Source organism: Pseudomonas sp. TH34, assembly GCF_016650865.1.
GTDB classification, from domain to species: Bacteria; Pseudomonadota; Gammaproteobacteria; order Pseudomonadales; family Pseudomonadaceae; genus Aquipseudomonas; species Aquipseudomonas yamanorum.
In genome coordinates this window covers 291,871-304,193 of record NZ_JAEKFB010000035.1, presented here as the reverse complement: position 1 = coordinate 304,193, position 12,323 = coordinate 291,871, and the positions used below count along the sequence as shown (strand labels likewise).

At 60.3% G+C, this 12,323-nt stretch carries 13 protein-coding genes; 4 read left to right on the top strand and 9 right to left on the bottom strand.

Features of this window, described 5'->3' with window-relative positions; all coding sequences use genetic code 11:
* Genes JFU58_RS30650 through JFU58_RS30625 form a run of 6 tightly spaced genes read right to left on the bottom strand, consistent with a single transcriptional unit; the run spans position 1 to position 4,231 of the window.
* Positions 1-1,671, bottom strand: a complete 1,671-nt coding sequence (locus JFU58_RS30650) for an acyl-CoA synthetase family protein (RefSeq protein WP_201143027.1) — start codon at positions 1,669-1,671, stop codon at positions 1-3.
* Positions 1,668-2,213 carry a COG4648 family protein gene (locus tag JFU58_RS30645; RefSeq protein WP_063033449.1) on the bottom strand — a complete coding sequence of 182 codons (546 nt, stop codon included), beginning with the start codon at positions 2,211-2,213 and terminating at the stop codon, positions 1,668-1,670. Before JFU58_RS30645 ends, JFU58_RS30650 begins: the two co-directional genes overlap by 4 nt.
* A complete protein-coding gene (locus JFU58_RS30640) occupies positions 2,210-2,464 on the bottom strand; it encodes an acyl carrier protein (RefSeq protein ID WP_003209389.1) in 255 nt (84 codons plus the stop codon). The genes JFU58_RS30645 and JFU58_RS30640 overlap by 4 nt, the downstream gene beginning before the upstream one ends.
* 9 nt (positions 2,465-2,473) lie before the next feature.
* Positions 2,474-2,743 carry a phosphopantetheine-binding protein gene (locus tag JFU58_RS30635; protein ID WP_003209392.1) on the bottom strand — a complete coding sequence of 90 codons (270 nt, stop codon included), beginning with the start codon at positions 2,741-2,743 and terminating at the stop codon, positions 2,474-2,476.
* The gene (locus JFU58_RS30630) at positions 2,721-3,533 is read right to left on the bottom strand and encodes a lysophospholipid acyltransferase family protein (RefSeq protein ID WP_063033448.1); all 813 of its coding nucleotides are present in this window, start codon (positions 3,531-3,533) and stop codon (positions 2,721-2,723) included. The genes JFU58_RS30635 and JFU58_RS30630 overlap by 23 nt, the downstream gene beginning before the upstream one ends.
* Entirely contained in the window at positions 3,509-4,231 is a 723-nt protein-coding gene (locus JFU58_RS30625) for a beta-ketoacyl synthase chain length factor (RefSeq protein WP_063033447.1), read from the bottom strand. The genes JFU58_RS30630 and JFU58_RS30625 overlap by 25 nt, the downstream gene beginning before the upstream one ends.
* Positions 4,232-4,578: 347 nt before the next feature.
* Here JFU58_RS30625 and JFU58_RS30620 point away from each other — a divergent pair, with 347 nt between their 5' ends.
* Both JFU58_RS30620 and JFU58_RS30615 read left to right on the top strand, forming a co-directional pair.
* Positions 4,579-5,349: a ParA family protein gene (locus JFU58_RS30620; RefSeq protein WP_003209397.1), complete on the top strand. Its 771-nt coding sequence runs from the start codon at positions 4,579-4,581 to the stop codon at positions 5,347-5,349.
* A gap of 454 nt (positions 5,350-5,803) precedes the next feature.
* Positions 5,804-6,052 (top strand): DUF6124 family protein, encoded by a 249-nt coding sequence (locus tag JFU58_RS30615; RefSeq protein WP_201143026.1) that lies wholly within the window; start codon positions 5,804-5,806, stop codon positions 6,050-6,052.
* Here the strand turns inward: JFU58_RS30615 and trxC are convergent.
* Positions 6,040-6,474 (bottom strand): thioredoxin TrxC, encoded by a 435-nt coding sequence (gene trxC, locus JFU58_RS30610; RefSeq protein ID WP_003209402.1) that lies wholly within the window; start codon positions 6,472-6,474, stop codon positions 6,040-6,042. The two genes, JFU58_RS30615 and trxC, sit on opposite strands and share 13 nt — an antisense overlap.
* A gap of 235 nt (positions 6,475-6,709) precedes the next feature.
* Between trxC and JFU58_RS30605 the strand changes: the two genes are divergently transcribed.
* The gene (locus tag JFU58_RS30605) at positions 6,710-7,006 is read left to right on the top strand and encodes a type II toxin-antitoxin system HigB family toxin (RefSeq protein WP_093202502.1); all 297 of its coding nucleotides are present in this window, start codon (positions 6,710-6,712) and stop codon (positions 7,004-7,006) included.
* Positions 7,003-7,404, top strand: a complete 402-nt coding sequence (locus tag JFU58_RS30600; RefSeq protein ID WP_008439186.1) for a helix-turn-helix domain-containing protein — start codon at positions 7,003-7,005, stop codon at positions 7,402-7,404. The genes JFU58_RS30605 and JFU58_RS30600 overlap by 4 nt, the downstream gene beginning before the upstream one ends.
* A 6-nt stretch (positions 7,405-7,410) precedes the next feature.
* Here the strand turns inward: JFU58_RS30600 and selO are convergent, their stop codons facing one another.
* Both selO and mscK read right to left on the bottom strand, forming a co-directional pair.
* Complete coding sequence (selO, locus tag JFU58_RS30595) at positions 7,411-8,874, bottom strand: protein adenylyltransferase SelO (RefSeq protein WP_063033442.1); 1,464 nt, start codon at positions 8,872-8,874, stop codon at positions 7,411-7,413.
* Between the two features lie 49 nt (positions 8,875-8,923).
* Positions 8,924-12,274: a mechanosensitive channel MscK gene (gene mscK / locus JFU58_RS30590; RefSeq protein ID WP_063033441.1), complete on the bottom strand. Its 3,351-nt coding sequence runs from the start codon at positions 12,272-12,274 to the stop codon at positions 8,924-8,926.
* Positions 12,275-12,323 lie beyond the last annotated feature (49 nt).

Here is a 12,323-nt window from a genome sequence, read left to right as displayed (position 1 = left end):
TTATTCACTCGCCAGCTCCAAAAGAATGCGCCCACTGGAGCAGGCCGCCGCCTCATTGCGGTAGGCGAAGTACAGCTTGCCGCGCTCCTGGTCGAACCGCAGGTGCAGTTCGATCCGGTCATCCGGGCGCACCAGTTGCTGGAACTTCAGCACTTCCATCCCGGCGAACTGCCCCGGCAGGTTGAGCAGTTGCTGGCCCAGGTTCAGCGCCCAATCCACTTGCACCACACCCGGCAGCACCGGGGTTTGCGGGAAGTGGCCGTTGAAGTAGGCGAGGTCCGGCGGGATCGCCAGTTGCAGGGTCCATTCTCCGTTGGTTTCGACTTGTCCCAACACTTCCGGCGCTTTCGGCCGGGGCGCCAGCAGCAGGGTTTCGACATCAGCCTGGGGTAGCTTGCCTTGGGTGTTCAGCGGCAATTGGCGCAGCAGGCGCCAGCGGCGGGGCAGGGCCAGGGCTTCGCAGTGTTGGCTCAAGTGCTGGCGCAGGGTTTGGGTGACGGTGCGCCGGCCCTGGTTGCGCAGGGCGTGCAAACCTTCAGCACTGAGCACCACGAGGGCGCCGAGGGCTGCGCGGTTTTCCTGCACCACGCCGAGGCGCGTTTCGGCAACCCAGGCATGGTTCATCAGCGCTTGTTCGAGCATCGGCAGGGAGATGCGTTTTTCTTCCAGTTTGACGATGCGGTCCAGCCGGCCCAGCAATTCGAAGCGGCCGTCAGCGTGGATGTTGGCGGCGTCGGCGGTCTGTTCGACATGGCCGGCGGGCAAGTAAGGCGAGGCGATGCGCAGCGCTCCGTCGGCGTCCTGACTCAGGTGCACGTCGGCAAACGGCTGCCACGGTTGTTCGCCCTGGCGCCAGGCGATGCCACCGGTTTCCGAGCTGCCAAGGATTTCCGTCGGCCATTGCTGCAAACGCTGATGCAGGCTGCTGGCGGCTTCAAGGGGCAAGGCGCCGCCGGAGGAGAACACCCGTTTGACCGGCGTGAGCGCTGGCCAGTCGAGGTTGTCGCCCATGCGCTTGAGCAACGCCGGGCTGGCGACCCAGGCGAACTGCGAATGCTCACGGCTGGCGCGCTGCAAGTCTTCGGGGAATGCCAACTGCTGGCGCACAAAGGTGCGCCCGGCACACAACGGCCACAGCACCCGGAACAACAAGCCATAGATATGCTGGGTGGCGACGCTGCCGATGATGCACGCCTCGCCCAGGTCGGCGCCCCACAGGGTTTCCAGCGCCTGGACCTCGTTGGCCATCTGCCGCAGGGTTTTGTCGATGCGCTTGGGCTCGCCGCTGGAGCCGGAGGTGCACAGGCTCAGGCAGCTGGTGTCCAAGTCCAGGGCCGCGGCGCTTAAGGGTGCTTGATACAGCGCGTCCAAGTCGCCGGCTTCGGTCAACCAGGCATCGACGGCATCGTCCCAGCGTTGGCGCGTTTGTGGTTGCAGGTCAGCGGGCAACAACACGCTGACGCCAGCACGCCACGCGCCCAATAGGGCGATCGCCAGCACGCCGGCATCCTCAAGGTGCACCGCCAGGCGCTGGATGCCCCGGGCTTGCAACCCGGCGGCCAGGCTCAGGGACTTCTCCCACAACTGTGGGTGATCCAGGGCAGGTTCGGTGGTCACCCAACGCTGCTCTACAGGCTCAAGCAGCAAGTGCTCAAGATTCAACCAATTCATACGCGGCCTCGAACCCTTTGTCGTACCAGCCATTCCACGGCAAACAACAGCCCCATCAGCCCGTAGGCGATCATGCCGTTGTACAACGTCCACCAGCTCAACGGCGCCCACAGGGTGAGGGCGGCGGCGAGCAGGCCGTTACACAGAAAAAACACACTCCACACCACGGTGACCTGGCGGGTATACACAATCGCTTTTTCGGGCAGTTGCGGCTCGGTCATACGGGCCAGGCGCTCGACCATCGGCGGCCCGTATTTCAGGCTCAGGCCGAACAGCGCCAGCATGAACGCACTGACCAGGCTCGGGTACCAGCGCAGCATCTGCGGGTTATCGAACCAGGCGAGCAACAGGCAAAAGACGATGATCGCCGCCGCCATCCAGCGGCTGCCCGGGCGCCTGGCGCCGGTCAGGGCGCGCAACAGCCAAAGGCTGCCCAGCAGCAGGCCAAATTGCCAGGGGGCAAAATGCTCCGTGCCGTAATACACCGCAAAAGGGTACAGCAGCCCCGCCAGCAACAGGCCAAGGCCGATCAGCCGGCTCATGCGGCCGGTTGAACCAGACGGTAGACCGCCTCGACCACGTCGTTCACGGTGCGCACGGCCTTGAACTCTTCGGCAGCGATTTTCTTGCCGGTCTGGCGCTTGATGTGGTCGATCAAGTCCACCGCATCAATGCTGTCGATTTCCAAGTCCTGGTACAGGTTGGCGTCGAGCGTGACGCGTTCAGGTTCCAGTTCAAACAGTTCCACCAAGGCGTCGCGCAAGGTGTTGAAAATATCGTCACGAGTTTGCATGGTACGGTCTCAAGCTGCCTGTCGGGCCGTGACGAACGCCGCGAGGCTGGCCACGTTGGTGAAGTGATTACGGGTGTCCTTGGCGTCGGCATCGATCTTGATGCCGTACTTTTTCTGGATCGCCAGGCCCAATTCCAGGGCGTCGACTGAATCCAGGCCAAGGCCTTCGCCGAACAGGGTTTGCTCGTTGCCGATGTCGCTCTCGCTGATGTCTTCCAGGCCCAGGGCCTCGATGATCAGCGTTTTTATGTCGTGCTCAAGGCTGTGTGGGTTGCTCATCTTCGGCGAGCTCCTTAATAAAATACTGGTGCAGGTAATCGTTGAGCTTGCGTGAAGCCTGGGGCGCGGGCCCTTGTGCGGCAAACGCCTGTGGTTCTATATCGGCACCCACGCGCAAACTGAAGTGAAAGCGACGATTCGGGATGCGATACCAGGGTTCGGCCTTGGTCAGGGTGGTGGGGCTGACCTTGATCACCACCGGCGTAATGATGCTCGCACCGCGCAGGGCAATGGCGGCGGCGCCGCGATGAAAGGTCGGTGCCTGGCCCGGTGAGGTGCGGGTGCCTTCCGGGAAAATGATCAGGGTCTGGCCGTCTCGCAGGGCATCGGCAGCGGCATCGAGCATGTCGGCGCTGCCATCGTTGCTGATGTAGCCTGCGTCGCGCACCGGCCCGCGAGTAAACGGGTTCTGCCACAGGCTCTGCTTGACCACGCAGTTGGTCTGGCGCATCTGGGCGATCAGGAACACCACGTCCACCAGCGATGGGTGGTTAGCGATGATCATCTGGCCCGGGCGGCCGAGCTTTTCTGCGCCTTCGACGCTGTAGGTCAGGATGCCCAGGCGATACATCATGCGAATAAACAGCCAGAACAGGCAGCTGATGGTGTGGCGCGCACGTCGTTGATGCTGTTTAGCGTTACCCGGCAGGCAACTGAGCAGCGGAAATACCAGCACGCGCAGGCACAGGCCGCCGAGGCCAAACAGGGCGAAGGCAGCGGCAGTGGCGAACAGGCGCCAGTAGTAGGCCTTCCGAGGCTTTTCGGTCAGGACTTGCGTTGCCAGTTCCATACTCGGTTCTTCCAGGCATGTTGGCAGGCGCCCTCTTCGTTCAGCAGGGTGCGCAGCAGGTTCAGGGCATGGGGCCACTGGGCTTTGGTGGTGGGTTGGACAGCGGCCGTATTCAGTTCCAGTTGCCACTCGTCGCCCGGTGTCAGCAGCAGGCCGAGGGCGTAGGGGAAGGGCACGTCGTCGATCCAGCGAGCATAAGCTTCGGGCGGTTGTTCCTCGGTAATGATCAGCAATACAGCCGGTGCGCCTTCATTCAAAAGGGCGGCGGCTTCGAGCATGCCGTGTTCCAGGCCGTCGCCGGCGGCGGCGAGGGCCGTCATTTCACTGGTTTCATTGCGCAGGATCGACCACAGGCCAATCACCGCGTTATGCACCGACAGGCTGAACTGGGTCGGCGACAGCGGCTCGTCGTTGGCCAGGTCGCTGAGAATATCGAGGGTGCGCGGGGTTTCGCCGTGACGGGAGACAAACACCAGCGGAAGTTGTTGCAGACCTTCGGCCAGTGGCCAGCCCACGCTGAAGGCCATGCGCGCCAGGCGGCTCAGGCGTCGGCGCTGCATGGCCGGCAGGAACGATACGTCGGGAGCCACGTCGCTGCGGGCGGGCACTGTTGGCTGCTGGCACCATGCACGCCAGTCGTCCGCGCTTTCGAGCCCGGGAGCCCAGGCACGCCATTGGGCGATGTTGAAATTGATCACTGAGAAGTTATCCCGCCCCTGCGGGCTTCCTTGTGCGGCCATTGGCCCCGAATACCGGGACAGGGTGCAATCGCCGAATGGCGCGCATTATCCCGGTGCTGCGGGGTTCTAGCAAACTTTGGTAAAGAATTGTTCACGACTGATTACAAAATCGTTGAAATGAATTACTGATTGTCCGTCGTGGGAGTGGGGCACCGGGTGTCAGGTATTTCCTACTTTGTCAGGTTGGTGGGAAATTGTTGTGCGAGATAGAGCCTCTGATGCTGTAGTACAGAAGCGAACGAGGTAGCAAACCGGCGCTTTTGCCCTCTACACTCGGTCATTCATTGATACACGGAGGTTTTTCCATGCGGCGCGTGGTGTTCAACCAAAAAGGCGGTGTTGGCAAGTCCAGCATTGCCTGCAACCTGGCGGCGGTCAGCGCCAGCGAAGGCTATCGAACCCTGTTGGTGGACCTCGATGCCCAGGCCAATTCAACCCAGTACCTCACCGGGTTGACCGGCGACGATATCCCTATGGGAATCGCCGATTTCTTCAAGCAAACCCTGTCTTCCGGGCCGTTTTCGAAGAAGAACCAGGTGGATATCTACGAAACCCCGTTCGACAACCTGCACGTCATCACCGCTACCGCGGAACTGGCGGACTTGCAGCCCAAGCTCGAAGCCAAGCACAAGATCAACAAGCTGCGAAAGCTGCTGGATGAATTGAGCGAGGACTACGACCGGATCTACCTGGATACGCCGCCGGCGCTGAACTTCTATGCTGTTTCAGCGCTGATTGCCGCTGATCGTGTGTTGATCCCCTTCGATTGCGACAGCTTCTCCCGCCAGGCGCTGTATGGCCTGCTGGCAGAGATTGAAGAATTGAAGGAAGACCACAACGAAGGGCTGGAAGTGGAAGGGATCGTGGTCAACCAGTTCCAGGCCCGGGCGAGCCTGCCGCAGCAGATGCTGGATGAATTGATTGCCGAAGGCTTGCCGGTGCTGCCGGTGTACCTGACCAGCTCGGTGCGCATGCGTGAATCGCACCAGGCGAACATGCCGCTGATCCACCTGGACCCACGGCACAAGCTGACACAGCAATTTGTGGAGCTGCATAACTTGCTGGAAAACGCGTGATCCAGCAGGCAACACATCACCCATGTGGGAGCCTGCTTGTGTGGGAGCCGGGCTTGCCCGCGATGCAGTCAACTCGGTTTGTCAGTTACACCGAGGTGATGCTATCGCAGGCAAGCCAGCTCCCACATTGGTCTCTGTTCCTACAGGGAAATCGTCGTCTTGCGTCGTTGCCTACAGTTACGCCAGAATCCGCCGGCTTGTGCGTCTGGATGGGCGTCTCTAAGGTTGCTCGGTCGCTGAATTCTCAGTGATCGGGTTTAGTAGCCCGAGTGTTTGTCGTTAAGTGCATAAGCTTCATCTTTCAGGCGCTGAGTCTGTGCTTGATGGTAGCTGTGCGTAGGGCGTCTTCGGGCGCGCCGGCTTCGACATTTCCCGGTCTACTAACCTGCGTACAGCTGCCACCCTAATTCGTTTAGTAGCGATCAGATGGCGGCTCCAATCAGGAATGTCGACCATGTTTAAAGCTACTCCAAATCCCCCGTCGTACCTTTTTACAGTCAGCCCCGGCCAAGCCACCGAAACCCTGATCCTCAACTCCTACGAAACCTTCTCCTCAGTCACCACCCTCTTGCTCGACCTTTCCGATGACCTCACCGGCAAGCAGCGCGATGTCGCGTTGGCCATTCATCAATTGAGCGAATTGGGCATATTGCTGATGGGGCAAGTGATGGACCGGGGTGTCCCGTTACCTCAAACGCCCTGACTGCGCAGCCAGCTCATCAACTGCGGCAACGGAAAAGCTCCGCTCTGACGCGCCACTTCCCGGCCATTCTTGAACAGGATCAGGCTGGGAATCGAGCGAATCCCTAACTGAGCGGATAACTGCTGATTGGCCTCGCTATCGAGCTTGGCCAATCGGCACTTCCCGGCCAACTGCCCGGCGGCCTGCTCAAACACCGGCGCAAACGACTTGCACGGCCCACACCATTCGGCCCACACATCCACCAGCAACGGCAGGTCGCCCTTGATCTGGCTGGCGTAGTCGCCCTGTTTCAGCTCAAAGGGTTTGCTCAGCAGCACCGGTTGCTTGCAGCGCCCGCATTTAGGCGCATCGCCGAGGCGTTCATTGGGGATGCGGTTAAGACCGTTGCAGTGGGGGCAGGGAATTACTAGAGAGTCGGACATGCTGGGCTCCGTGAAAGTGGCCAATGGGTTCTATTTGGAGCCGGGAAGGGTGTTTATCAAGGTTCGACGCTAGTGACGTACGCGTTCACATTTTTGGTGGTGACTTCTATCGCGGCGTATCTAGGCTGTTGAAGAGCGCTTGGAATTGCGCCACTGGTCCGCCAAAGAATATCGCATATTGCGATATTTTTTCGGCAAGACTAACCTTCATAGCAAGATGCGATAAGGATGTTGCATGCGAGTGATCAGCGAAAAAAGGATATGGGAAGCGAAAGAAAGATGGCCGCATTCAGCCACAGCACTGGATGAGTGGTATCGCAGAATGAAACGCAACAGTCCCGCCGACTTTGCGTCGATGAAAGGAATGTTCCCTGCAACAGACAAAGTCGGGCAGTTCCATGTGTTTGACATCGGGGGCAATAAGCTGAGGTTGATTGCCTTCGTTCATTACCAAGTACAACGGATTTATATCAAGTACCTGTTCGATCACCGTGAATATGAGCAAGGTAAATGGAAGGAGAAAATCAGATGAGCGCACTCATCAGGCAGGCTGCCGAACACTGGCAATTTGTTTCGCCATTGCTGCGCAAGCCAAGAAACGAGGCGGACTACGATACCTTGGTCAGCGCCCTCGACGAATTGCTCGACCTGATAGGCGAAGATGAATCCAGCCCGCTCATGAGCCTAGTGGACATCCTCAGTGACTGGATCGAGGCCTACGATCTCGAGCACCGGCCGATGCCCGTTGCCAGTGGCGTTGAAGTGCTACGTTCAATGATGCGAGAGCATGGCTTGACCCAAAGTGATCTCCCGGGCGTTGGTGCGCAGTCGGTTGTCTCTGAAGTACTTAGTGGCAAACGCCAGCTCAACCTGCGGCAGATTCGTTGGCTGGCGGAGCGCTTTGGGGTTTCAGTGGAAACCTTTATCTAGGTCGCGCTATGAAGAACAACTAATCTCCAAATGCTTTCCCCAATCCGGCGGCCGCTGGGCGTATTGCTCCATCCCCGGCTGCTCTTCAAACGGTTTGGTCAGCACTTCATGCAGCCGGCGCGCTTCGCTGTAATCCCCCAGCTCTGCCGCCTGGATGGCGTTCTGCGCCAGGTAGTTGCGCAGGATATAAAGCGGATTCACCCCATGCATCCGCTCACGTCGCTGTTCTTCTGTGCCGCTGGCGTCACGCTCCACACGGGCTTTGTACAGGTCCGCCCATTCATCAAACCCCTTGAGGTCGACAAAGTCGTCGCGCAACCGCGCCACGGCCAACGTGGCTGATTCATCCCCCAGCCGGCGGAAGAACAGGGTGTAGTCGACGCCGCTGTTCTGCATCAGTTGCAGCAGGCGCTCCACCAGTTTTTGATCGTCATCTTCGGCGGTGGTGAGGCCCAACCGGCGGCGCATCAGGTCCAGGTAGTGGGCCTGGAACAACGGCAGATACAGCCCCAGCGTTTCCCGCAGCGCCTCGACGCTGATAAACGGCGTCAACGCCTGGGCCAGTGCGCTCAGGTTCCACTGCCCGATCGGCACCTGGTTGCTGAAGGAATAGCGCCCTTCATGATCCGAGTGGTTGCAGATGAACTGCGCGTCAAAATCATCCAGGAACGCAAACGGCCCGAAGTCGAAGGTGATGCCGAGGATCGACATGTTGTCGGTGTTCATCACTCCGTGGCAGAACCCATAGGCCTGCCACTTGGCGATCAGCTCCGCATTACGTTCGACGATTTCACGGAACATCGCCAAATACGGCTCCGGCTGTTCCATGCATTCCGGGAAGTGCAGGGACAACACGTGCTCCGCCAATTGCTTCTGCAATTCAGGCTTCTTGGTGTAGTAGAAATATTCGAAATGCCCAAAGCGCACGTGGCTGTGGGCCAGGCGCAGCACCATGGCGGCGCGCTCCTGTTTCTCGCGCCACACCGGTGTGGTGGAACCGATCACACACAGTGCACGACTGCTTGGAATGCCCAGCGCATGCAGTGCTTCCGACGCCAGAAACTCCCGGATCGACGAGCGCAACACCGCACGACCATCGCCCATGCGCGAGTACGGGGTTTGCCCGGCGCCCTTGAGGTGCAGGTCCCAATGCTCGCCCGCTTCGTTGTAAACCTCGCCCAGCAGCAGTCCGCGCCCGTCACCCAACTGCGGGTTGTACGAGCCAAACTGATGCCCGGAATAGATCATCGCTCGCGGCTCGGCCTCGGCCCACAGCTTGTGCCCGCCGAACAGCTCGGCAAATACCGGTGTTTCGGCCACGGCAGGGTCGAGATCCAGCAGCGCCATGGCCGCTTCACTCGCTACCACTAAACGCGGTTCGTCGATGGGTTCGGGCAGCACATGGGTTGAGAAGCCGTCGCCCAGGCGGGCGAAGCGGTTGTCGAAGGTCAGTTCGTCGAGGGCTTTCAACGGCCATCTCCCAGCAGAATGTCCGACCATTCTGCTGGGGATAGCGCGTTTAGTCGAGTTTGGCGGGCGGCGGCTCGGGCAGGTCCTGGTCCTGGGCGGGCGGCAGGATGGTCCGGTTTTCTTCTTCCACCGGTACCAGCTTGTATTCCTGGCCATGCAGGTTTTTCAGGTAAACCTCCATCTGCCGGAACGAGATGTTGATGTGGTGGTTCTTGAACTCGCGGTTGATGAAGCGGTTGACCTCATCGATCACCGGGTTACGGTCGCCCAGATCCCGCACATGCATGCGCAGTTCGTGGTCGAGGGTACTTTCACCGAAGTTGAGGAAGTACACATGGGGCGCCGGGTCTTTCAGGACGCGCGGGTTTTCGGAGGCGGCCTTGAGCAACAGTTCCTTCACCAGGTCCAGGTCCGAGCCGTAATCCACGCCCAGTTTCAGGGTGACCCGGGTGATGGTGTCGGTCAGCGACCAGTTGATCAGTTGCCCGGTGATGAAGGTCTTGTTCGGGACAATGATGTCCTTGCGGTCGAAGTCGGTGATGGTGGTGGCGCGGATGCGGATCTTGCTCACCGTCCCAGACAGGTTGCCGATGGTGATGGTGTCGCCGATCCGTACCGGGCGCTCAAACAGGATCATGATGCCGGAGATGAAGTTGGCGAAGATCTCCTGCATCCCGAAGCCCAAGCCCACCGACAGCGCAGCCACCAGCCATTGCAACTTGTCCCAGCTCACACCGAGGGTCGACAGGGTGGAAACAAAGCCGACACCGGCAATCACGTAGGACAGCAAGGTGGTGGTGGCGTAGGCGCTGCCCTGGGCCAGGTCCAGTTTCGACAACACCAATACTTCCAATAACCCGGGCAGGTTGCGCGCCAGGGCAAAGGTGATGCCGATGATAATCAGCGCCCCCAGCAAGTCGCCGATGCTGATGGGCACCATACTGATATTGGCGCCGGTGCCGCTGGTGTATTCGTAGAGGGTAACGTTGTCCAGGTAGGAAAATACCGAGATCAAGTCAGACCACACCCAATACAGGGCGGCGATAAAGCCGCCGAGTAGGGCCAGGCGAATCAGTCGCATCGACTGTTCGTTGACCTGTTCGATGTCCAGGGTCGGCTCTTCGATCACCGCTTCACCATCACCCGCTTCCTTGGCGGCCTGGCGTTTGGCCAAGGCCCGCGCATAGGCCAGGCGCCGTGCGGCAACCCCCAGGCCACGGACGAAGGTGGCTTCGATTACCAGCCAGAACATCAGCAGGTAAAGGGTGTTGATCAGCCGGTCACTGAGCTTGAGAGCGGTGTAGTAGTAACCAAAGCACACGGCAATAAACAGTGCGACCGGTAGCGCGGTAAACATCAGGCCGACGGCTTTGCGAAACAGCGAGGCTTTTTCGTGGGTCGGGCTATTGAGCAGCAGGCGGCTGAGCAACCAGGCCATCAAGGCGTAGCAGGTCAGTACCACGCCGATGCCCAATACGTCGTCCGCCAGCGCCGCCGGTTGATGCTCGGCGATGGCCACCACGGCCACCAACGCCAGCACCACCAGCCCGAGCTTGCGGATCCAGCCCTGGAGGAATTCGACCTGGGGTTTTTCCCAGCGAAAGTGCAGCTCGGCGACGCCGCCGGGCGCGAGGATCCGATAGGCGGTGTAGAACACCAGCCATGCCTGGGCGATCTGCAGCAAGGCGGCGCCAAGGTTGGCGTTTTGCCCACGGGCATCGATCTGCAAGGCATAGCCGCACAGCGCCAGGCCCAGGGCCACCGGCATCGCCAGGGCGATGTTCACCAGGATCGCCACCGGCGTGTGCCACTGGCTGTCGCGCTTGAAGTGGCCGATGTCCATATGGATTTTTTTCAGCCGGGCATACAGGTAGCTGCGACGCCACAGCAGCGCGCCGATCAACAACAGCAACGGCAGGAACAGCAGCGGGCGCTGGGTCAGGCCGTCATACAGCTCGCTGACGCTGGACGCCCACGGCAAGGTGGTGACCTGTTTGCTCAGGTGCGCCGGTACGGTTTCCAGCCATTCGGTGTCCAGCGGCTTGTTGCTGGGAATCCAGAACATCTGCTCGTCGAGGGTCGCCCGTAATGTGCTGGCGGTGCTCAGCAGTTGTTTCTGATTCAGTTGCAGGGTGATGGATTCGTTGAGCAGCGCGCTCAGCTCCCGGCTCAGGCGCTCCAGCAGGTCGCTGCGGGTGATCGCCAGTTCCAGCAGGGTGCGGCGCAGTTGGGGTGTGACCTGGTCGGCGGGCTGGGTGGCTAGCAGACTGTCGACATAGGTGCTCGGGGTGCTGATCAGTTCGCGTTGTTGGTTGACCTCGAACTGGTACAGGCGAATGTTGGCGATGTCGTCCGCCAGGTCGCGGTCCACGGTCAGGCGCGGCAAGGCCTGCTTCTGTTTGTAGAGGATCTTGGACAGCAACAGGCTGCCCTTGAGCACGTTGATCTGCTCGTCCAGCGCCGAGTCGCTTTGGGTCACGCTGTCCAGTTGCTGCTTGGTTTGCAGGTTTTTCTGGGTCAGTTCATTGAGCCGGTCGGTACTTTTGAGCAGGTAGTCGGACAGTTTCAGGTTGGCCGCGCTTTCCGTGGCAAGCAGGCTGCTGCCACCGGCTTTCTGGGCTTCGATGGACTGCTGGGTCACGGTTTCCTGGGATTGGGCCAGGCGCTTCTGGTTGATCAGGGTTTGCAGGTCCTGGATTTCCTGCTCCAGGCGTCCGGTTTTTTCCAGCACCAGGTCGTGCTGGCTGTTGCCCAGGTCTTGCAGTTGACTGTTGCCAGCCAGTTCCTGGCGGCGCAAAGGAATCAGTGCGTTGAGGGCGGCCAACTCGGCGTTCAGCTGGTTACGCTGGTCACCGCTGAGAGTCTTGCCGTTGTCTTTGCCGGCCTTGAGGGTCGAGTTGATCTGCTGGATACGCGTCTGGCTGCTGCTGATTTCAGTCTGGGCGCGTTCCGGACGGGTCTGGGCGGCAATGGTCAGGCTGTTGGCGTCGGCCAGCTCCTTTTGCAGATCGCCTTGCTGGGTGGTGCGCTGCACCAGCAGTTGTTCAAGTTGCGGCACAGGCAAGGTGGCGTAGCGCTGGGCGACCGGAATCACCTTGGTGGCCTTGAGTCGGGTCAGTTCGCGCTGGTTTTCGACGGTCTGGCGCGGGGCGTCTTCCAGCTGGCGCTTGAGGTCTACCAGGCGCTGCTGATAGTCCTGCTGGTTGCCCAGGAAGGTGAGGGTCTGCTGAAGGATGGTTTGCAGCGCCTTCATGTCGGCGTCGGGCAGTTTGCGGTCCGGCAGCTTGTCCAGGGTTTGCTGGACGGAGTCGATGCTGGGCGGATCGGCAGCGTGTACGGTGCCGACGCAGAGAGTCAGGCCCAGCAGGGCAGTGGCGAGAAAAGTGCGCAGGGTTGTCATAGAGACCGGTCGAGCAAGGTGATAAATAGGGGGCGTCCTGACATCGACT